Annotated in this window: 20 protein-coding genes; 9 read left to right on the top strand and 11 right to left on the bottom strand. The window is 59.0% G+C overall.

Features of this window, described 5'->3' with window-relative positions; translation table 11 throughout:
* Nucleotides 1-39 precede the first annotated feature (39 nt).
* The 3 genes from KUF55_RS15850 to KUF55_RS15860 are packed head-to-tail and all read left to right on the top strand — an operon-like array spanning nucleotide 40 to nucleotide 2,284.
* Nucleotides 40-645, top strand: coding sequence for a helix-turn-helix domain-containing protein (locus KUF55_RS15850; protein ID WP_218817234.1), 606 nt, complete (start codon nucleotides 40-42; stop codon nucleotides 643-645).
* On the top strand, nucleotides 638-1,357 hold the full coding sequence (locus KUF55_RS15855; protein WP_218817235.1) for a B3/4 domain-containing protein: 720 nt from the start codon (nucleotides 638-640) through the stop codon (nucleotides 1,355-1,357). Before KUF55_RS15850 ends, KUF55_RS15855 begins: the two co-directional genes overlap by 8 nt.
* Before the next feature lie 33 nt (nucleotides 1,358-1,390).
* The gene (locus tag KUF55_RS15860; RefSeq protein ID WP_218817236.1) at nucleotides 1,391-2,284 is read left to right on the top strand and encodes a dihydrodipicolinate synthase family protein; all 894 of its coding nucleotides are present in this window, start codon (nucleotides 1,391-1,393) and stop codon (nucleotides 2,282-2,284) included.
* A 25-nt stretch (nucleotides 2,285-2,309) separates the two neighbouring features.
* Here the strand turns inward: KUF55_RS15860 and KUF55_RS15865 are convergent, their stop codons facing one another.
* From KUF55_RS15865 to KUF55_RS15905, 9 genes are all read right to left on the bottom strand, one after another.
* Nucleotides 2,310-2,732, bottom strand: a complete 423-nt coding sequence (locus KUF55_RS15865) for a VOC family protein (RefSeq protein ID WP_218817237.1) — start codon at nucleotides 2,730-2,732, stop codon at nucleotides 2,310-2,312.
* Between the two features lie 135 nt (nucleotides 2,733-2,867).
* Nucleotides 2,868-3,632 carry an ABC transporter permease gene (locus tag KUF55_RS15870; RefSeq protein ID WP_218817238.1) on the bottom strand — a complete coding sequence of 255 codons (765 nt, stop codon included), beginning with the start codon at nucleotides 3,630-3,632 and terminating at the stop codon, nucleotides 2,868-2,870.
* Entirely contained in the window at nucleotides 3,632-4,462 is an 831-nt protein-coding gene (locus tag KUF55_RS15875; protein ID WP_218817239.1) for an ABC transporter ATP-binding protein, read from the bottom strand. The genes KUF55_RS15870 and KUF55_RS15875 overlap by 1 nt, the downstream gene beginning before the upstream one ends.
* 28 nt (nucleotides 4,463-4,490) lie before the next feature.
* Complete coding sequence (locus KUF55_RS15880; protein ID WP_132359898.1) at nucleotides 4,491-4,853, bottom strand: DUF1048 domain-containing protein; 363 nt, start codon at nucleotides 4,851-4,853, stop codon at nucleotides 4,491-4,493.
* Between the two features lie 2 nt (nucleotides 4,854-4,855).
* Entirely contained in the window at nucleotides 4,856-5,206 is a 351-nt protein-coding gene (locus KUF55_RS15885; RefSeq protein ID WP_218817240.1) for a PadR family transcriptional regulator, read from the bottom strand.
* An 892-nt stretch (nucleotides 5,207-6,098) separates the two neighbouring features.
* Nucleotides 6,099-7,133 carry an MBL fold metallo-hydrolase gene (locus KUF55_RS15890; protein ID WP_218817241.1) on the bottom strand — a complete coding sequence of 345 codons (1,035 nt, stop codon included), beginning with the start codon at nucleotides 7,131-7,133 and terminating at the stop codon, nucleotides 6,099-6,101.
* Nucleotides 7,134-7,217: 84 nt separating this feature from the next.
* Nucleotides 7,218-8,345: an ABC transporter substrate-binding protein gene (locus tag KUF55_RS15895; protein ID WP_218817242.1), complete on the bottom strand. Its 1,128-nt coding sequence runs from the start codon at nucleotides 8,343-8,345 to the stop codon at nucleotides 7,218-7,220.
* Nucleotides 8,346-8,420: 75 nt separating this feature from the next.
* A complete protein-coding gene (locus tag KUF55_RS15900) occupies nucleotides 8,421-9,566 on the bottom strand; it encodes an ABC transporter ATP-binding protein (protein ID WP_218817243.1) in 1,146 nt (381 codons plus the stop codon).
* A gap of 11 nt (nucleotides 9,567-9,577) precedes the next feature.
* Nucleotides 9,578-11,377 carry an iron ABC transporter permease gene (locus tag KUF55_RS15905; protein WP_218817244.1) on the bottom strand — a complete coding sequence of 600 codons (1,800 nt, stop codon included), beginning with the start codon at nucleotides 11,375-11,377 and terminating at the stop codon, nucleotides 9,578-9,580.
* A 918-nt stretch (nucleotides 11,378-12,295) separates the two neighbouring features.
* On the opposite strand from KUF55_RS15905, the gene KUF55_RS15910 reads away from it, so the two are divergent.
* Complete coding sequence (locus tag KUF55_RS15910) at nucleotides 12,296-13,474, top strand: hypothetical protein (RefSeq protein ID WP_218817245.1); 1,179 nt, start codon at nucleotides 12,296-12,298, stop codon at nucleotides 13,472-13,474.
* Between the two features lie 121 nt (nucleotides 13,475-13,595).
* On the opposite strand, the gene KUF55_RS15915 is transcribed toward KUF55_RS15910, so the two are convergent.
* The gene (locus tag KUF55_RS15915) at nucleotides 13,596-14,048 is read right to left on the bottom strand and encodes a MarR family winged helix-turn-helix transcriptional regulator (protein WP_218817246.1); all 453 of its coding nucleotides are present in this window, start codon (nucleotides 14,046-14,048) and stop codon (nucleotides 13,596-13,598) included.
* Nucleotides 14,049-14,204: 156 nt separating this feature from the next.
* On the opposite strand from KUF55_RS15915, the gene KUF55_RS15920 reads away from it, so the two are divergent.
* Nucleotides 14,205-15,398 carry an MFS transporter gene (locus KUF55_RS15920; RefSeq protein ID WP_218817247.1) on the top strand — a complete coding sequence of 398 codons (1,194 nt, stop codon included), beginning with the start codon at nucleotides 14,205-14,207 and terminating at the stop codon, nucleotides 15,396-15,398.
* A 51-nt stretch (nucleotides 15,399-15,449) separates the two neighbouring features.
* Nucleotides 15,450-16,289, top strand: coding sequence for an aldo/keto reductase (locus tag KUF55_RS15925; protein WP_218817248.1), 840 nt, complete (start codon nucleotides 15,450-15,452; stop codon nucleotides 16,287-16,289).
* Between the two features lie 114 nt (nucleotides 16,290-16,403).
* On the opposite strand, the gene KUF55_RS15930 is transcribed toward KUF55_RS15925, so the two are convergent.
* On the bottom strand, nucleotides 16,404-17,852 hold the full coding sequence (locus KUF55_RS15930) for an MFS transporter (RefSeq protein WP_218818834.1): 1,449 nt from the start codon (nucleotides 17,850-17,852) through the stop codon (nucleotides 16,404-16,406).
* A gap of 294 nt (nucleotides 17,853-18,146) precedes the next feature.
* Between KUF55_RS15930 and KUF55_RS15935 the strand changes: the two genes are divergently transcribed.
* The 3 genes from KUF55_RS15935 to KUF55_RS15945 are packed head-to-tail and all read left to right on the top strand — an operon-like array spanning nucleotide 18,147 to nucleotide 21,234.
* Complete coding sequence (locus KUF55_RS15935; RefSeq protein WP_218817249.1) at nucleotides 18,147-18,815, top strand: response regulator transcription factor; 669 nt, start codon at nucleotides 18,147-18,149, stop codon at nucleotides 18,813-18,815.
* The gene (locus tag KUF55_RS15940; RefSeq protein WP_218817250.1) at nucleotides 18,812-20,245 is read left to right on the top strand and encodes a HAMP domain-containing sensor histidine kinase; all 1,434 of its coding nucleotides are present in this window, start codon (nucleotides 18,812-18,814) and stop codon (nucleotides 20,243-20,245) included. The genes KUF55_RS15935 and KUF55_RS15940 overlap by 4 nt, the downstream gene beginning before the upstream one ends.
* Complete coding sequence (locus KUF55_RS15945) at nucleotides 20,242-21,234, top strand: TAXI family TRAP transporter solute-binding subunit (RefSeq protein ID WP_218817251.1); 993 nt, start codon at nucleotides 20,242-20,244, stop codon at nucleotides 21,232-21,234. The genes KUF55_RS15940 and KUF55_RS15945 overlap by 4 nt, the downstream gene beginning before the upstream one ends.
* The last annotated feature ends 10 nt before the right edge of the window (nucleotides 21,235-21,244 follow it).

Below are 21,244 nucleotides of genomic sequence, written 5' to 3' on the forward strand. Positions count from 1 at the left end.
CGCTTGTTCGATTCACATATAGTGCATTACGATGCACTTATGAACGTGAACACCTCTAAACTCGCCGTGACTATTGGTGCGCGCATTCGTCGGGAACGTTTGGCACGCCAGTGGACCCTCGACCGATTGGCGGAAGCCGCGGGAGTCAGCCGCCGCCAAGTGATTAATGTCGAGCAGGGTGAGGCGAACCCCAGTATCGGAACCCTGCTGGGGCTCAGCGATGCGCTCGGAATCGGCCTTCCAGCACTTGTTGAACCGCCCTCAACTCAGGCGGTCAAGATCACCCTCGCCGGCGAGGCCGCAACGCTGTGGAACGGGGAGGTCGGCGGCCACGGCAGGCTATTGGCTGGAACCCAACCACCCGACGTGGTGGAACTTTGGGACTGGCGGATGTTCCCGGGAGAGTCGCATCAAAGCAAGGCTCACCAAGGCGGAACCCACGAATTGCTGCATGTTCACACCGGGACGCTGACGCTGAGAGTCGCCTCCGAGTCCTTTGAATTGAGACCAGGTGACGCCATCTCGTTCACCGGCGACGTGCCGCACTCCTATGCAAACCACGGCAGCGAACCCACACAATTTTCTTTGACCGTTTATGAACCCCAAGTGGGCGCCGCCCACGGACGGAAGGACACCCATGAGTAAGACACAGACCTTGCAAGAGTTCCTCGACGGTGCCACCGTCGAGGCCGAGGTCTTTGCGCTGCGGCCCGACTACCGTGCACTGCTCATCGCCGTTGACGGCATCGAAGCAGGGGAATCCGATGCAGCTAGCGAGGCTTTGCTCGCCGCGGCCGAGACCTCGGCCCGCACGGCACTACAGCAACAACCAGTAGAGGACATTGCCCACGTCGCGGCCTGGCGCGAGGCCTACCGCGCCTTCGGATCCAAGCCACAGCGCACACGTAACAGCCTCGAAGCGTTGTTGCGTCGCGCCAAGTCGGGACTGCCACGCGTGAACCGATTGACCGACATTTATAACGGAATCTCGGTATTGCACCAGGTGCCACTGGGCGGCGAAAACCTACAGCGTTACATCGGCTCACCGCGATTGATCCGGGCCACCGGCTCCGAGGAATTTGATACCACCGCGGGCGGGCAAGATTCTGTCGAAACTCCCGACGTTGGGGAAGTGGTGTGGGGCGATGCGCAGGGAGTTACCTGCCGCCGCTGGAACTGGCGTCAGGGCAAACGCACCCAACTTACGGATTCGACCACCAGTGCCTTCTTCATCCTTGATGCCCTTGAACCGCTCGATGACGCGGCACTCACCACCGCGGCCGCCGAGCTGGTGTCTCACCTGAAACAGTTGGGCCCCGACGTTGTGGTGGCCCAGCGCTTGATCTCCGCACCCTAACCCTTCTTCTCCCCGACAGTCACAGGAGCGAAAATGTTCACCGGACTCAGCGCCTTTCCCCTCACTCCCCTGCGTCACGACGCCTTCGATGAATCGGCCTATGCCACGCTGATCTCACGATTGGTCTCGGCAAAGGTCGATTCGATCACCGCCTTGGGCTCCACCGGCTCCTATATGTATTTGGATCGGGCCGAGCGGGGCCGGGTCGCGCGTTCTGCCGTGCAGCACGCGGAGAACATTCCGGTGCTGGTCGGCATCGGCGCGCTGCGAACCTCTGCGGTGCAGGCTCTTGCCCACGATGCACAGGAAGCGGGAGCCAGCGGTTTGCTGCTGGCTCCCGTCACCTATCAAGGGCTGAGCGACGACGAGGTGTTTACTCTTTTTCAAGACGTCAACGCCCAGGTCTCGGTTCCCTTGGTCATCTATGACAACCCCGGGACCACTCACGTAAGTTTCAGCGAGGAACTCTACGCGCGAATCACCACGCTGGAACATGTTGCTTCAATCAAGATTCCGGGTGTTCCCACCGACCCCAATGAAGCTTCCGCCCGGGTGCGCTCTATTCGCGATCACATCCGAGCTGGCGTCACGGTGGGTGTCTCGGGTGACGCATCCGCGGCGAACGGGCTCGTTGCCGGGTGCGACGCCTGGTATTCGGTCATTGGTGGCACGTTGCCGCAGCTTGCCGTGCGGATCAGTCGGGCGGCGCTTGGCGGTGACAGCGCGTCGGCACTAACCGAGTCGGCTCGGCTCCAACCCTTGTGGTCATTGTTTGCTGCCCACGGCAGCTTCCGAGTCACCGCCGCAATTGCTGAGTATTTATCTCTTGTTGCTGCCGATTGTTTGCCTCGTCCCGTGATGGGATTGAATGCCGAGCAGCGGGCGCTCGTGGCAAACGTTGTTGATCAACTGCAGCTCATCGACTAAATCTGAGAGCTGGTCTACGAGAGACTCAGCTTGAGGGCTCGGACTCTCCCGATTCTGGTTCGTAGCCGATCAGCCAATGAAGTCCGTGGCGATCTATAACTTCGCCGTCGGAGGCGCCCCATGGTTTGGGTTCCAGCGGACCCAGCACCGTACCGCCCACCGCAAGCTTGTTAAACCACTGATGCAGTGTGGCAGGATCGGCCGTGCCCAGCAAGGAAAGCTTCATGCCTTCGGTCTTGAAACTAACCTCGCCCTCGGCGGCATCCGATCCGGCCAGGGCGACCACTCCCGAGAGCTGACCATGGGCGATGGCCTCCGGCGGACCGTCCTCGCGGCTGAACTCTTTATAGGTGTAAAGGGCGAGGTTCCCGCCAAAAATGTCCGCGTAGAAGCCGAGTGCTTCACGCGCTGTGCCGGGGAAACTGACATAAACCATGAGTGCCGTCATGGGCAGAGCATATAAAGGCTCAGGTCCCGTGGCAATAGTGCCCATGCGAGGAGACGCCGACAAGGATGCGTTACCTCCACATCGTTCGGGCGGAAGTAACGCATCCTAGTTATGTGGTGCCGGGGGCCACGTAGCTCAGCGGATTTTGCGGCGGTACTTGGCGATGGCCAGAGCGTAGGCGATGAACAGTATTCCAACGAGCCACGCAAGCGCGATCCAAATGCCGTTTCCCACGGTTTCTGAGGCAAACATGGCCCTGATGGTGTCCACGATCGAGGTCACCGGCTGGTTCTCGGCAAACCACGCAACAGGTCCTGGCATGGAACTGGTGGGTACAAAGGCGGAGGAAATAAACGGCAGGAAGATCAGTGGGTAGCTGAACGCGCTCGCCCCATCAACGGTCTTTGCAGAAAGGCCAGCGATCACCGCCACCCACGTAAGTGCCAGGGTAAAGAGAATCAGGATGCCTGTCACAGCTAGCCAGGCGCTAAGTGACGCGCTGGTTCGGAATCCCATAATGAGTGCAACACCAATAACGAGCGCAACGGAGACCATGTTCGCTGCCAGGGATGTCAACACATGGGCCCAGAGAACACTCGATCGGGCAATCGGCATCGAGGCGAAACGATCAAAGATGCCACCCTGCATGTCCAAGAACAGCCGGTAGGCGGTATAGGCAACTCCGGAGGCGATGGTGATCAAGAGAATGCCCGGGAGCATGTAATTCACATAGGATTCTCCGCTGCCGGTGTTGATGGCACCGCCAAAGACGTAAACGAACAACAGCATCAGGGCGATCGGTGTGACCGCGGTGGTGATGATGGTGTCGGGACTGCGCAGGATATGACGCAGCGACCGTCCGGTGAGGACGCGGGTGTCGGACAGAACCTGGGTGCTCATCACGATTCCTTTCCAGCTGGCGCCGCGGTCGCGGCGTCGGCATTTTCGTCCGGCGCAGCAGCGACGTCCTCGCCCACTAGGGCCAGGAAAACATCTTCAAGGGAGGGCTGTTTTTCGACGTACTCGACCTCCGCTGCTGGCAACAGTGCTTTGAGTTCCTTCAAGGTGCCATTCTGGATGATCACGCCCTTGTGCAGGATCGCGATCCTGTCGGCCAATGTCTCGGCCTCATCGAGGTACTGCGTGGTCAGCAGCACCGTGGTGCCAGAGTTGGCGAGGCCCTTGACGGTTTGCCACACCTCAAGACGAGCCTGCGGATCCAATCCGGTGGTCGGTTCGTCCAAGAAGATGATCGGCGGATTGCCGATCAGGCTCATCGAGATGTCCAACCTGCGGCGCATGCCACCGGAGTACGTTCCCGCTTGGCGATTCCCCGCCTCGGCGAGCGAGAAGCGTGCCATAAGCTCGTCGGCGATGGTCCCTGGATGCTTGAGATGGCGCAACTTGGCGATCAGCACCAGATTCTCCCTGCCGGTGAGCACCTCGTCCACCGCAGCGAATTGGCCGGTCAGACTGATCGACTCGCGCACGTCCTTCGGCTCGGTGGCAACATCAAAGCCGTTGACAGTTGCGATTCCCGCGTCGGGAGAAAGTAGTGTCGAGAGGATCCGTACCAGCGTGGTCTTGCCGGCACCGTTTGAGCCAAGAAGCGCGAAGATACTCCCTGCCTGCACGTCGAAGTCCACACCTTGCAGCACGTGCAGATCCTTGAACGACTTCTCAATTCCCCGCACCTGAAGTGCGGGCCCAAATATTGGGGTGGTGTCCATGACTATTTCTCCGTTTCCGGTGGTTCTCTCAGGTTTCGTCGACTGACTTGTTGATGGCATCGTCCAGGCGCTTGCGCTCCTTGCTGATCCATTGGCCGTCGGAGTAGTTTGCAATGAAGGTTTCGGCGAATTCCACCGGGTCGGCCCCGACAATGTCGCGGATGGGCGTCTGATCGGCGGCCGCGCCTTCGATGAGGTCAGCGAGGTCCTCAAGCATCTGCATCATAATGTCGCCGTTGACAACGGCTCCCGCGTACATGAAGTAACGCTCAATCCCGTCGATTGCCGTTCGGTAGCCCGTGGGGAGCTGTGTCTTGCGAGCCTTGTACTGCTTCCAGCGTTTCTTGTCTTCGAACGATCCGGTGACCTGTTCGATCCATTTTGGTGCCATGATTAGTCTCCTAGTTTTTGCTGATTGTCGATTTCCTGATGCAGCTTTTCAATGCGTTCGGTGAGGAATTTCCATGTTCCCCAGAACTCCTCGAGATACTCGACGCCCAGTGCATTAAGCGAATAGACCTTGCGTGGTGGTCCCTTTTCTGACGGGACCTTTTCGACGTCCACCAGGCCGCGTTTTTCAATCCTGATCAATAGTGCGTAGACGGTTCCTTCGACAATGTCGGAGAATCCTTCTTCGCGCAGCCGGGCAGTTATTTCGTAACCGTAGGCTGGTCGCAGGGCCACGGTGGCGAGAACTATGCCCTCTAGTGTGCCCTTGAGCATCTCGGTCATTTGCTTACTCATTGGACCCTCCCATCTACTACTCTGCAATACTGAGTACCACTAAATAGTATCACCGAGTACCGGGAGTGCAAGAGGGTCGCAAAAGAACTTTTTTGTCGCATATAGATCGAAAAACTCGGGTGCGTGCGGCCTCTAATTCACCGTGTCGGCAAGTATTTCGGAGGTTATCCCCGAAACCTCCGCTCCGGAAGGGAACTCGGAACATGAACCAGCCTCAGGCAGTGGTCGATTCCCAGCCGCGCACACTCAGGCAATGGGTACTAGGGCTCCAAGCAGTTCACTCATACCTACAACGGGCCATCCTCGTGTCAGTTGACTGTGGATCGCCTCCACGGGAACCCGTCACGCGGAGGTCGGCGAGGCTAACCCCGAATGCGTTCCTGGAACCGAATAGTCCAAGAGGCGAGCGCGGCGAAGATGCCGGAAACGGAGCAAGGAGACCAGCACTGAAGTGGTGCGACATGTGAGATTAGGCTGATGAGTGGATCCCCGTAGATACGGCAGTTGTTCAAGGAATCCCACTAGGCAAAACAACAGCACAAAGCTTGCCGAGAGCACGCCGGATCCTTTTATTGTTCCTCGTTTGATCGCGCGACAAAGATGATCCTGCGTTCGCTTCAGACATCAGCTCGAAGGAGGGTGCCTCCGGCCCTCCACTTCGCAATTTGCGTGCCTTGTGGCACGTCGGCTGCCGAGCGGACATGAATCGAACACCATCAACAGGACATTCGGAACCACCTTCAGCGGTCTACCCCATCCTGCCCGATGACCCTTGCCGCTAAAGGCATCAATCCGCCACCCCGCCAGGAGGTCTGACCTTCAGCTCACCAACAACCACGACTGTTTAGCTTTTGTTTTACCAATTCCCACTCCCGCGGTGCACGTGCTACGTTCAATTAGAAACCAAGTTCACTTCTCGTTTCGCTATTCGAAGGCTATCTCCATCTTGGGGAACGAAAAGTTGCCCATCGAAATTTTCTTTGGCACGCTGCCATACCTCGGGTGGGGATGCTGCTGGCACCAAGTGATGGAGCGCCAGATTGCGTGTGCCTGCGTTCTTGGCTATTCGGCCTGCATCTTGCGGCGTTGTGTGGGCCCGTCGGTGGTGTCCCATGCTAGCTTCAAGCTCTGCGGGTGATGCAGTGGGGTAACTTCGGGCAACAGCGTCGAGGTCGATGGCTTCGTGAATTAGGAGGTCACAGTCAGCGGCCAAGTCCACTAGATTGCCACTGGGCGCTGTATCGCCGGATATGACCACCGAACCATAGGCTGAGTCGAAACGAAATGCGAAAGCAGGGGCGATCGGACGGTGCTGCACGAGAGTGGCAGTGACCTTGACATGTTCATCGGAATAAACCTCAAAAGGTTCCATATCGGGATGATTTGCCAGATTCGGGTGAAATGGAACCGTACTTGGCAACACGATGTCTTCGCCTACGAAGATTCGAGAAATGTCGGGTGCACCAGAATCTCGACGTCGGTCGTTCAGGTCTGTGGCATGGGCACGAAGTAGCAACTCAACCATCTCCTTGGTGCCGGGTGTAGGTGAATCTGGAAATATCACATCCGGTTCCTTGCGCTCACCTTGGACTTCCGGGAGTAATTCGCGATTACCGGGGCCGATGATACGCACGGAGGCCTCGGGAATACCTCGAAAAGCCAGTCCGCCGAGAACCATGATCGAGTTAAGATCGATTACGTGGTCCGAATGCTGGTGAGTAATGAAGACCCCGCGCAAGTTTGTTGGACGGAGGCCAGCGTCCGCCATGCCCAGCCCCACGCCATGACCGCAGTCGACCAAGTAGATTTGCTCGTCAACAACCACTGCAGTAGCTATACCACGGATGTGGCCGTTGCCGGAGTTGGGGCGTAGCAGCGGGCCTCCGGCAGTGCCGAGGAAAACTACTGTTAGTCCGGTGCCGTCCATGAAGTTCCTTAAGTCTAAATAACGCAAACATAGACGAAGGTGATATGCATCGTAGTTCTAGATGCACATCACCTTCGAAGTGGATTAGCGGCCAAAAATCGCCGATATTTTGCTCTGGCTTTGCCGCTGACGGTCGGTGACATCCACCAAATCAGGTCGGGGAAGCAACGGAACTTCAGATGGGTTTTCGAAGGGCAGATCCAGACCTTCCGCATTGGCCACAGGCCCATGCCCCGCTTTGGCCTTTACCTCGTTAGCCTCGGGGGTGTTGAGCCAACTGACAAAAAGCTCAGCGGCTTGAGCGTTAGCGGCTCCATTTACGACCCCGGCGTACCAGTTAGTTGCCCAGTTTCCGCCCTCAATCGGATACGTAATTTCCACTGGCGCCCCCGCCTTGGTCAGGGTCATGAAGTTGCCCATGGCACCCATCACGCAGATGTATGCCCGACCCTGAACTACAGCATTATGGCACTCGGCGGTTGATGAAGAAATCACCACATCCTGGGCAGCAAGATCCTTCAGATAACCTTCACCCAATTTCTCGTCGTTCAGGACGAGATCGGCCCACTGCAGCCCGCCACCGTCGGTCGCCGGGTCGGTCATTGTGATCTTCCCCTTCAATGCGGGATCAAGCAGATCAGTCCAGCTGTCCGGCGTGATTCCCAGATCTTGGCGGGTGTCGTAAACCAAGCCACGGGGCGAAGCCGATACAGCTGTCAGAGTGCCTGTGTCTAGGGAGAACTGGGGATCCTCCGTCACCGGCTTTGCATTGGCAGGGCGGTATTCAGTGAAGTATCCGCGGTCCGCCAGCGAGACAGCGCCCACGTCGCCGGTTATCACCAGATCAGCGATGCGCTGGCCAGAACTCTGCTCCTGAGAGACCTTCGTGTCCAGTTCGGCGCCGACAATCTGCAACGGCTCAACCGAGATATTGGGGAAGCGCTCTTGGAATGCTTCGAACACATCAGGCCAAGTCGCGGTCAACGGCGTGTAGACATTTAGAGATTTTTGGCCTGCCTCAAGAGCTTTGGCATACTGCTGTTCGAAGTTCGTCTGGGCTTCGGCTCCACCTAGAGCCGCAGCCGTTTCAACACCGTCGCGCTCTCCGAGTCCGGCGGATGCAGTGGCATCTCCACCGCAGGCGGTGAGCAGCAGGACCGATGCGAGTCCCAAAGTAAGAGTGAAGTTCCGCTTAATGTGTCGATTCTTCATTGAATGACCTTTCATATCGTTTAGTTAAGTTAGTTAAAAAGAGAAGTACATGGGCGATCTCGGGCAATAGACCTGTCAGGAACCCGCGAGTATTGGCTCCTTTGCGCTCAATCGGGGAAGGGTTGCCAAGGCCTCCGGTGGGATGGCGGCGAGAATTCTGTCGCCGATCTGGGGTGCCCCCACTGGCCAGAGGTTGGCTACTTCCGCGGTTCGGATGGAGACCGAAACTCGCTGTAGACCGACCTGCAAGTTGTAGATGAAATTGTCACCCAAATACATGATGTCTGTGATCAGTCCAGTGAAGCGGTTGGGCTTCGACTCCGCTGCTGGGCCAATCATGACCGACGTGGAACGTACCGCAACATCAACTTGGTCACCTTCCCAGACATCGGTGCGAGCCGGGCCATCGAGCCGGATATCGGTTCCGTCCACACGCACGGAAACCGATTGGCTATCGGCGGCGATCACGGTAGCACCCAAGAAATTGTCGTATCCCACGAAGTCGGCCACGAAGTGCGAGACCGGCTGCCAATAGATTTCGCGCGGGCTTCCTACTTGCGCGATCTGACCCTTATTCAGGAGCACGATTCTCGTGGAGAGTGATACTGCTTCCTCTTGGTCGTGTGTCACGTAAATGGAGGTGGTGCCGACCCGCTTGTGCATCTCTCTCAGCTCGGAACGCATGTCTTGGCGCAAGCGCGCATCCAAATTAGACAGGGGCTCATCAAAGAGCAACAGCCTAGGCGTGGCAACCAAAGCACGCGCAAGCGCCACGCGCTGTTGTTGTCCGCCAGAAAGGTCTGTCGCCATCCGGCTGGCGTACTCTGCGAGTCCCACCAACTCCAAGACCTCGCGGACTCGACGGGCGCGCTCAACGATGCTGACCTGACGCATCCGAAGGGGATATCCCACATTCGCAGCCACTGACATATGAGGCCAAAGCGCATAACTCTGGAAAACCATTCCGATGTCACGCTTGTCGGGTCCTACATGTATGCGCTTTGACGGGTCGTCAACTACTTGGTTGCCGATCGATACCCTTCCTCCAGTGGGCCGCTCCAACCCTGCGACGCAGCGCAGCGTCGTGGTTTTGCCACAACCTGAAGGGCCCAATAGGGTGAGGAATTCCCCTTCTTGGATATGTAGATCCAGAGAGGGAACCGCAGGCGGTACCTTCGGCGAGTACCGCTTCTCCAGAGACTCGATGCTAACTTGTGCCATGGATCGTCCTATCAATTATTAGCCGCGCTCTTCGCACGGAGGTCGTCGTGGTTTTCATTGGCGTCGTCGTCCATCCCAGGGACACCGACCGAGCTCGGATCGACCTTTGCTACAAGGTGTCCCCGGGAAATCGTCCTGCGCATGTTTATGCGGCGAAGCGCTATCCCCAAGATCATGAGGATCAGGCCGCCGACCGCCAGCATCAGCAAGAGGACCAGCAGTAGCGCGGCAGCGGCTGAGCCGCTGCCCAGCTGCGTGTAGTAGTTGTAGACCAGCAGGGAAACGGTCTCCGTTTTGGCACTTGACAGCAGGATCGGTATATCGAGACTCCCCGCAGCCATCACACCGGTGATGAACCAAGAAGCCAAGAATGTGGGACCGATTAGGGGTACCACGATTGTGACAAGCATCCTCGGAGCCGAGGCGCCGCAGACGCGGGCGGATTCTTCGAGCTCCACTCCTAGCTGCCCCACCGGTCCGGAGGTAGCCCTCTGTGCAATGGGGGTCACCACAATGATCAGGGCAATCAGCACAATCCATACCGAGCCGTAGAGACTCTTCAAACCCGGAACGCTCAGGTATGCCCAGGTGATGGCCAGTGCTAGGACGATTCCTGGAACCGCCACCACGGCCCACACGATCATTTCAGGAACTTGGGCCCATCTGTTCTTGCTGCGTAGCGCAATATAACTGATGAGTACTGCCAACACGGTGGCGAAAAAGCCTCCGATAACGCCCATGAAGAGGGTGTTCTGCAAGGCTCGGATAACTTTAGAGGAATCAAACAATTCCGAATAGTGATCCCAAGTGAATCCATTCACGCCCAGTACCGGCTGGAAAGAGCCAATGACTAGCTGAGCCAGAGGGAGGACTAACGCTATGCCCACGAAGAGCAGGAACAGGGACAATCCAGCCCATTTCCAGCGACCTATGTCTTCCTTCTCAATGCGGTATGCCTTGCCCGTGACGGTAATGAAATTACGATTACCTATGGCCTTAGAGCGGATAGCCACTAGTACGTAGATGATCACGATCAAGAGCAAGGCAAGAGCGCTCGCTGAATCGTAACGAATTGGCGTCGTAGCAAGAAAGTCGTAAATCTGTGTTGGAAACACATAGATGCCGGCAGGGATACCCAAGATCAGAGCGACGTCCAATTGACCCAGGGAATTAACGAATCCTAGAATCGCCAATCCAGAAAGTGTCGGAAGCAGGATCGGAATATTGATGTGCGCGAACAGCTGGAAGCGGTTTGCGCCAGACAGCAGAGCAGCCTCTTCAAGCGAACGGTTAAGTGCTTTGACCGGCCCTAAAAGCAGCAAGTACATTACGGCGATACTTTTTAGCCCACTCACCACGATGAGACCAAACCATGAGTAGGCATCGAGCTTCGGGGACCCATCGGATCCGACCCCAAAGAATTGGGTCAGCAGACCGGAGGGCGAGGTCATCATGCCCCAGCTGATGGCAAAGAACAAAGTCGGGATAGCAAAGATCGTGACCATCGCCGGGGTGATGGTCTTTGCCCCCGGGGTATTCGTTCGAGTAGAGAGCCATGCAAATATGAATCCGCCGATTATCCCGATGCTCTGGACCGCTACGGCGAACATGACTGATGCCCAAAGGGTTTCCCAAGTGGCGGGGTCACCGTAGGCATCGACGAAGCCTGCCAGACCGAAGGTGCCTTCGGTTCCGGGTTGGCCACTTCGGAAGGCTCCGTACACCAGCATCGCCAACGGATAACCGAAGAATGCGCAGATAAACAACAGGAACAGGGTGAGCAACGTCCCCGCTGAACTGATTCGATTCACTTAAATCTCCATGTTTCGACGTTCCGGACAAGCGTGAAGGGTGGAACCGTGCGAGGCAACCTGCCGAGTACGTATAAACATATTGCTTGTGATCTAATGCACTGTCAAGAGATTATGCATAATTGAGTCAAGAAGATTTTATGTCGAGCTCTTCCCGTAAGATGCCCCTGCGTCATTTCCTCTTCCGAACAGATCGGCACGATTCCGCCGAAACGACCTTCGATTCCCGATACTGGTGATCGCTAGGCAAATGTGGGCCAGGCTGACCCTCATCGCACCGCGCAGTTACGAGCAATTTCGCCTAGAAACCTGTTCTTGTTTGGGTAAAAGGTCCCCGTGACTAGAGCCCTTGGCATTACCCTCGAGAATGGTGCTTTAGGGGTGACCTGTGGCAACCAAGCAGAAGAGAGATGCGGTTCGAAGGAGTGATAGTGGATTCGCGTGTAATTCTGATGGCGTTCACCGGCAGTTAGATGCTTCATCGGGGTCTGCCGGACTCAATTCCAATACAACCGCGATTCCCGCGATCCATCCATTGCTGGCCCGGAGACGGAACACGATATGCCGATTGAAACGCTGTAGTCTCGGCTCGTCGAACGCGCCGCATAGATCTGAAGAACAAAGATGACCTCCAGCAGGGCACTGTTGTGTCCCTCGAAGACGACTCGAGGGATACAACTCTCATAATTCGCCCAAGTCGCCGTAAGTCGAGACTTTCATTCAATCGCCGCGGCGGCCACAGCATCGCTGCTCGGGCGGACAATATGAGCGGATCACGGGGCTCGCGGTACTGTGAAACGACAGTGCACCACCGCGCCTCACCGATTGAGAGATTTCGTGTCCAAGAAGAAAAAGCCGTCGACCACCGCAAAGTCGAAGGCTGGTCATCCTGCACGAAGTGCGGCTTCGGCAAAGATCGTGAGCATCGATGAATTCCGGGCGCGCGCCGCGGGTGATGATCTCTCACCGCGCTTCATGAAGTGGCTGCGGGTTAACGCACCGTTGCTGGCAAACGACAAGACCTTGCCCACCTTGCAGACCTACCTCGAGCTGTACTCACAGGAGGTGGGCGATCAGGACTTCACCATCCAGCGATGGTCCTCGATGAAAAGCGCCATCTTGCGTTTTGCCGCCGAAATTGAAGATCGGGACTTCGAATACACCCTGCAAATCGTCATGGGTTACCTCCTTTTCCTGGGCGACAGCGGTCTGTGGAGCGGAACCGACGAGCAGTTTGATCAGGCCCAAGAATTAGTACTTGAACTCCTCGACGTGCAGTCGGATGAGGACTTCGACGAGGGCATTTTTGAGGTGCCGGCGTTGACGTTCGACCAAAAGCGCGATGCTTTGCTCGCGCTGCCCTTGGCCAAACACCTGCAAGCATTCTTGGCCTGGTTTGGTTCCGCCCGCGACATCACCTCCACCGGAATACTGACCCGCAAGGACATTGAGGGCGCGGCAGCAGCACTTGGTATGAGGGCAATCGGCGTCAATTCCGCGCCCTCTCTGGTTGCGCCGGAGGCTGGCGAACCTGTGCGGGTCACCAGCGCTAAAGACCTCCCACGCCTGCATATGTTCTGGGACGCCCTGATCCAGGTGGGGATCATCAGCCTGAGTGCCAAGCGTGCCAGCGTCAACGATCTATTTGAGCACGATCCCCAGATCGACACGGATCAGCGGTGGATGCATCTGACCAAGGACATGGCGCTGGCCATCTACGAGGGGCTCATCGACGTCGAATTCGAGGATGAAGACGACGACGATCTTTCGGAGGAAGAATTCGAAGATCATGACGTGGTGGGTATGTGGATGAGCACGCTGCTGCTGGAAGCCGGGATGGACGAGGGGTACCCCGCCGATTCGCTGGAAAATGCGTTGTCAACCCTCGAAGGCAGCGATCAGAAAGACCTGCTGGTGGCCCGGGAGCTGTTGCATACCCTGGCGCAGGAAGGCCTCATTGAGACGGGCTCGCACTATCGGATTCCGCCGGTGTTGAAGAAGATCATTGCCCACGTCATCGCCGAACCGTCCAGCGTCGAAGTTGACTACGAGGACGAGCTGGACGAAGACCTCGGCTACCTCGGCGCCACGAGCTAGACCCCGACCCCGACCCCGGCCCCGGCCCCGGCCCCGGCCCCGGCCCCGGCAGTAAAATAGAGAGCTTCGGTTCTCCACACCATGGTGTGGGGAACCGAAGCTCTCTGTGGTTCTGGAACCGTTACGCTTCGACTCGCGTTCCGGCGTCCACCGCGGTGACGAGGTCTTGAAGTTCGGGAACCTTTGCGGCATTTTCCAGCGCTTGGCGCAGCACCGCATCATGCGTCGGATGCGCCTCGGCGAGCAGGGCCTCCCCCGCGGAGGTGAGCTCCGTATAGATTCCGCGTCGGTCATCCATACACAGAATGCGGGTCAGGAGCGCTCGGTCTTCAAGCCGGGTCACCAAGCGCGTGGTGGCACTGCTCGACAGGGCGCCGGCACGGGCCAACTGCGCCATGCGCATGTGCCATCCATCCTGGCGACTGAGGGCATCAAGCACGGTGAACTCAACTACCGACAGCCCATGCTGAGCCTGCAGCGCGCGTTCGAGTTCGCCCTCAATAAGATTGTGCAGCGCGGCCAGTGTCCGCCAGCCCTGCGCGCGGATCTGCACGGCATCGTCCTTGATCCCCATGGTGATACTCCTCCGTTTTGGTAGTCCCAGCATAGCACCTTGCGCCGATATAGCGCGTGTGCAATCATTGCGTAAGCAACTAATGCACACGCAACGATTTGCTGCCAAGGAATCCTGAGGCAGCAAATTTCAGCCCTCACACAACGAAGGTTCACCATGCCAGCAGCACTTTATGCCCTCGCCTTGGGCGGATTCGGAATCGGTCTCACCGAATTCGTCATCATGGGCCTCCTCCCCGAGGTAGCCGCCGATTTCGGGGTTTCCGAAACCGTTGCCGGGTACCTCATCTCCGGTTATGCCATCGCGGTGGCCATCGGCGCCATCATCTTCACCGCCGTACTCAGCCGGCTCGACCGCAAAAAGTCACTGCTGTTTTTGATGGTGCTCTTCATCATCGGGAACCTGCTCAGCGCGACCGGCCCCAGTTATGAACTGGTCATGGTGGGACGCATCATCGCCGCCCTCTGTCATGGCGCCTTCTTCGGCATCGGATCGGTAGTTGCCGCAGACCTCGTAGCACCCAACAAGCGTGCCGGTGCCATTGCCTTTATGTTTGCCGGGCTGACCATCGCCAATGTATTGGGCGTTCCCTTCGGAACCCTACTGGGCCAGGCCACCGGCTGGCGCTCAACCTTCTGGGCCATCACCGCCATCGGCGTCATTGCCTTCATCGGCATCCTGGTGATGGTTCCGAATAATCTTCCCCGCTCCGGCAGCAAGGGAATCCTCTCCGAGTTCGGCATCTTCGCCAACCCACAGGTCTGGCTCTCGATGTTCATCACCATCCTCGGTTACGGCGGCATGTTCGGGGCCTTCACCTACATCGCTTTCACCCTGACCGGAGTCAGCGGCTTCGCCTCCAGCACCGTTCCCTGGCTTCTGGTGCTCTTCGGTGTTGGACTCTTCGCTGGCAACATCGTCGGCGGCAAGGCAGCGGATAAGAACCTGCCCAAAACGCTCATCACGCTGCTGATCATCCTCACGCTGATCCTCATAGGCTTCGCCCTGACGGCCAGCAACCAGATCGCCACCATCGCGGCACTGGTCCTGATGGGTGGATTCGGCTTTGCCACGGTTCCGGGCATGCAAATGCGCATCATGAACCACGCCGAGCACGCCCCCACCCTCGCCTCGGGCGCCAACATTGCCGCCTTTAATATTGGCAACGCGCTCGGTGCCTGGATCGGTGGACTGACCATCGCCGCCGGCCTGGGTTACACCTCCCCCCTGTGGGCAGGAGCGGTGATCACCCTCGCGGGGTTGGCCGTCTTGCTCATCGCCACCCGCGTCCGCGGCGGCGAATACGCGACGGTCAGCGCCAAAACTCTCGCCCCTCTCGGCACCCACTAACCACCCACTAACCACCCACTAACCACCCATCATCCAAGGAGATTTATCCTCATGAGTACAGCAACGAACACCATCCCCACCATCACCCTCAACGACTCAAACACCATGCCGCGTTTGGGCTACGGCGTCTTCCAGGTTCCGGATGCCGAGACCACCGCGGCCGTTGAAACGGCACTGGAGACCGGCTACCGCAGCATCGATACCGCCGCCATCTACGGCAACGAGGCAGGCGTCGGCCGAGCCCTGGCCAGCTCCGGGATTAAGCGTGAGGAACTCTTTGTCACTACCAAACTGTGGATCGCCGACCTGGGCCGGACCTCGGTCCACGATGCCATGAATGCCAGCCTGGAGAAGCTGGGTCTGGATCAGGTAGATCTCTACCTGATTCACTGGCCGGGTACCGATACCGCTGCCTACCTCGAGTCCTGGCAGGCACTGGAAGAACTTCGCTCCGCGGGTCTGACCCGCTCCATCGGCGTCTCAAATTTCCTGCCAGCACAGCTGGAAAACATCATCGGGCTTGGCGGTGCCATCCCCGCGGTCAACCAGGTGGAGCTGCACCCGTTCCTGCAGAACCGCGAAACCACCGCGGTGAACCGCGCCCACGGCATAGTCACCGAGGCCTGGAGCCCACTGGCCCAGGGTGCGGTCTTGAATGATCCGGCCGTGCTGGCCGCATCCGAGGCCCATGGCGTCACCCCGGCACAGGTGGTCCTTCGCTGGCACCTGCAGCGGGGCAACGTGGTCATCCCGAAGTCCGTCACCGCTTCCCGCATGGCCTCCAATCTGGATGTCTTCGGGTTCGACCTGGACGCCGGCCAGATTGCGGCACTGGATCTGCTCGAGCGCGACGGACGCACCGGACCGTTCCCGGGTACGTTCAACGGCTAATACGCCCTCATCGCCTCCTGGCGGACAAACAAATGCCACCGCGGTTAACACGTTGGGACGCGTGTTAACTTCGGTGGCATGGTGTTCGGGAGTTACCCGGGAACAACGGTGAAGCTAGACGTTAACAACGTCCTTCTTTTCGTCGTCCAGGTCCTTGCGCTCCGGCACAGTTGATTCAGCATTCTGCTTTTCAACCGCGCCCTTCCAGGCATGGCCCTGTTCATCATCTAGGTGCGTGGTCTTCTTGTTCTTCAGCGCGAAGATGTAGACCAGCAGCGAAATGCCGATGGCCACGGTGACATAGGTGAAGAACAGATCAATGCGATCGGCCTTCTGCAATGCCGCGCCGATCAGCGGGACGGTTCCGCCGAAGAGCGAGTTCGCGATGGCGTAGCCCAGGCCCACGCCCAGGGCGCGGATGGAGGCCGGGAACAGTTCCGACTTCACCAGGGCATTGATCGAGGTGTAACCACCAACGATGACCAGACCACCCATCATCAGCACGAAGGCCAATACCGGGTTCTGCGTCTTGGCCAGCAGCGACAGCAACGGCCAGGTGAACAGGACACCGGTGATGCCGAACCAAAGCAGCAACGGCTTGCGCCCGACCTTGTCGGAGATGATGCCGTAAACCGGCTGCAGCAGCATGAAGATGAACAGCGCCCAGAAGTTGATGACCGAGGTCTGGGTTTTTTCGATGCCGGAGGTATCGTTCATGAACTTCAGGATGAAGTTGGTGTACGTGTAGAAGGCCACGGTGCCGCCCAGGGTGATGCCGATGCAGATCAGCAGCGGCCTCCAGTACTGGGTGAACAGCAGCTTCATGGTGCCCGGCTGAGCTTCGCCCGCGACGGCAGGCTTCTTGGCCGCCGCAACCTGCTCGGCGGAGAGGGTTTCTTCCATGGTGCGGCGCAGCCACATGACCACCAGGGCCGCGACGCCGCCGATGGCAAACGGAATACGCCAGCCCCACGCGGTCAGCGTTTCGTGGCTCATGGTGTTCTGCAGGATGACCAGCACCAGCAGGGCCAGCATCTGGCCGCCGATCAGGGTCACATACTGGAAGGAGGAGAAGAAGCCGCGACGCTTGGAGGTCGCCGCCTCTGACATGTAGGTGGCGCTGGTGCCGTATTCGCCGCCCACGGAGAAGCCCTGCAACAGGCGAACGAAGACCAACAGCACCATGGCCCACATGCCGATGGCTTCCTGGGTCGGCAGCAACGCAATGGCGAAGGAACCGGCACTCATCAAGGTCACCGACAGCGTCAGCGCGGCCTTGCGGCCGTGGCGATCCGCATAGCGGCCGAAGAACCAGGCACCCACCGGGCGCATCAGGAACGAGGTCGCGAAGACGGCCATGGCTTCGAGCCCGGCCTGCAGCTCATTGGTCGAGTTGAAGAAGTGCGACTGGAAGTACGCGGCAAAAACCGTGTACACGTAGAGGTCAAACCACTCCACGAGGTTTCCTGCCGAGCCCTTGAGGATGTTACTCACGGCGCGACGAGTCGCGGCGGCCTCAACGGGGTCTTTAACGCGAGCGCCGGGACGCGGCGCCTTCTTCATGTTATCCACGGCAGCTTGGCCCATGGGGTGTTCCTCCTCCTACGTTGGCGGCTCCCATATACGACTGGGGCCTCAACCAAGGTAATCGTGAGACACGTTACAACCAACGTGGGAAGCAATTCCTAACACTTCCTTAGGATTGCTCCCGAGGCTTTCCCCGAGATTCCGGGACCTAAGCTCAAGGGGCATCCAACGCGCAGAAATGATACCCTCCAAGACGGGCACCATACCCAATCTTGACCACTGACCACCACTTTTTTACGACTTACTGCACCAGAGGCGAGGGACCGGAGAATGGACGTACTCATCGTAGAGGACGACGATTCCATGGCCGCTGCCCTCCTTGCGGCGGTCAAATCCACCGGCCATGGTGCCACCCGTGTGGCCCGCGGCTCCGATGCCCTGCTCATCCACCGGGACTTCGATGTGATCCTGCTGGATCTGGGGCTCCCGGACATGGACGGCTTGGACGTGCTGCGCAAGTTGCGTCAGGTCACCGACTCTCCCGTGCTGATCCTCACCGCCCGTGATGATGAACGCAGCGTGGTCCTGGGCCTGCGCTCGGGCGCCGATGATTACCTGATCAAGCCGGTGAAACTTGTTGAGCTATTGGCCCGCATCGAGGCCGTCACCCGCCGCACCAACCGCTCCGGCGGAACGAAGTCCACCCACATCACCCTGGGCGAGCTCTCCATCGATCTGGATCGTCGCGTGGTGGTTCTTGCCGCTCGCGAGGTGTCGCTCACTCCCACCGAGTTCGACCTGCTCGCGCTGCTGGCTAAAAACGCCGGATCCGTGGTGACCCGGGAACAAATCCTCGATTCGCTCTGGGGAGATGCCTTTATGGCCTCCTCACGTTCCTTGGATGTGCACCTGACCGCTCTGCGCTCCAAGCTGGCCCTACCCGGCTTCATCGTTAATGTCCGCGGCGTCGGATACCGGGTCGAAGCCGACCCGAGGTGAAGCTAAGAGTACTGGGGGTGCTCAGTGTGCTGGTCGTGGCCCTGGTACTGCTGGTCTCCAACGTGATCCTCTCCTCGGCGGGCCGCGAGCTCACCGCGCAGCTGCAGATCAGCCGGGTCGCCTCGCTCAATCGCATCGCCCAGCTCGCCTATGATGCCGCGTCCGAAGGCGAAACCGCGGTACTCAAGCGAGATATGGACACCTACTCCGGGCTCTACGGCGAGGCTCTGGTGGTACGCATGCAGACCCAAACCCTGGTTTCCGGCTCCGTGGACCCGCAACGTGCGGATATCCGTGATGCGCTGGCGCGGGCATCGCTGAATCTCTCGGACACCACGCTGCGACCGCTCAGCCCCTTTGGTACCGAGGCTCAGGTGATCTCCAGATCCTTCGGCAGCGCCAGCCAAGTCCTTGGTGCGGTGGTCATGGACGTAAATGTGGACGCTGCCCGGGAGAAGCTGCGACTACGCTGGCTGAGCACCGGTGCCGCTGCCACCCTGCTGGCCATCGTTTTGTTGCTGACAGCGGGCCGGGTGACCGGCTGGGTGCTCCGCCCGGTCCAGCGTCTGGGCATGGCGGTGCGCGAACTCAAGGAGACGGGACACAGCTCCAAGGTTCCGGAGGCCGGACCGCCGGAGCTGCGCGAACTCTCGCGCTCCTTCACCGAGATGGCCACGACCCTCGGTGAGCTCATCGATTCCCAGCGCCAGCTGATTGCCGACACCTCTCACCACCTGCGTAATCCCATTGGCGCGCTGCGACTACGGGTGGATCTATTGCAGCTCGAACTCAAGGACGCACGGGCACGGGCCGCCGGGGACGGGGTGCTCGCCGAACTTGAACGCGTCGAAGAGATCTTGGATTCGGTACTGAAATTGGCGGTGGCAGAGCACCGAGCATATGAAGATTCACTCGGCACCAAAAACGTCGAGGGAGCAGCGGCCATCGACACCCACGTGGATCCCTCGGTGGTCCTGGGTGAGGAAGTGGAGCGGGCACAACCCGCGGCCCTTGCGGCCGGGTGCATCCTGCACCTTGTTACCCCGGAGGACCAGGGACGCGAGCTCAAGTGCAACAGAATTGAGCTGGCTCAGATGATCGGCGAGCTACTGAACAACGCGATCAAATACGCCCCCGGAGCCGTCATCACCGCAGCCCTGCGTATCGCGCCGGGTAACACGATCATCGAGATCACGGATGCTGGCCCGGGACTGAGCACCGCGCAATTGGCGAACGCGACCACACGCTTCTGGAGGGCAGAGCAACATTCCAAGATTCGTGGCACGGGCATGGGGATGACCATCGTGGAGAAACTCGCCACCGCCAACGCCGCACGGCTTAACCTCAGGCCCAATGAACCCCACGGACTGCGCGCCAGCCTTACCTTTGTCATCCCACCGGGTCCGGAAGAAACGGAGCACCGCTCATGAGCCGCGATGGCCTCACGCGGCGCACCGTCCTGCGCGCGCTGCTTGCGACAGGTGCAGTCTCGGCGCTCACCCCTGCTCTCGCCTCGTGTACCCCCACCTCGCGGGCGGCTTCCATGGTGGTGGCAGGGGGCGAAAGCGGTGGCTTCTATCTGGAGTTCGCCACCCTGCTGGCCGATTCCCTGCAGCGGCACCGTGTGGCATCGGTGGCATCAGTAGAAATCACCGGTGGCAGTCTGGATAACGTCAAGAAGTTACTCGATGGTGAGGCCACGTTGGCGGTGGCACTGGCGGATGCCGCGTCACTGAGCGCCGGGCAGGAAAGTCAGCACGGCGGAAAAATTGTCGCCCTGGGCAGGGTGTATGAGAACTATGTCCATGCCTTGGTGCGCAAGGACAGTCCCATTTCCTCCATCAAGGATCTCGCTGGACGCACCGTGGCGGTGGGCACCGAGGGATCTGGCACCTCATTGATCACCCCGCGGCTCTTTGATGTGGCCAAGCTGTCCACCATCACCGCCGGTTCCAGCAACAAGGCCGTCACGGTCCTGCCGCTGGGACTGAACGACGGGCTGGCCGCGCTGGCGGAGAAAAGTGTGGACGCGCTGTTCTGGTGTGGCGGGGTCCCCACCGCCTCCATCACTCAGGCCCATGCCACAACGCCATTTTCGCTACTGGATCTCTCGGCGTTGTTGCCCGGCCTGAGCCAAGAATATGGGACCTTTTACGACAGGGTACTGATCCCCGCCAATTCCTATGCGGGCATGGACGCGGTGTGGAGCATCGGTGTGGCCAATTTGCTGCTCTGCCGCTCGGATCTGGATGATGCCACGGTTAAGGCCACAGTAAAGCTGTTGGTCGGGCACGGGGATGAGCTGATTCCGCAATCCAGCGTTGGAGTGCAGTTCCTAAGCTCCGAAACCCTCATCAACACCGCGGACATCCCGCTACACCCCGCCGCCGCGGCCGCCTACCGCGAGCTCCACGGCTAGAGCGACACCA

The organism is Paeniglutamicibacter sp. Y32M11, assembly GCF_019285735.1.
GTDB lineage: Bacteria > Actinomycetota > Actinomycetes > Actinomycetales > Micrococcaceae > Paeniglutamicibacter.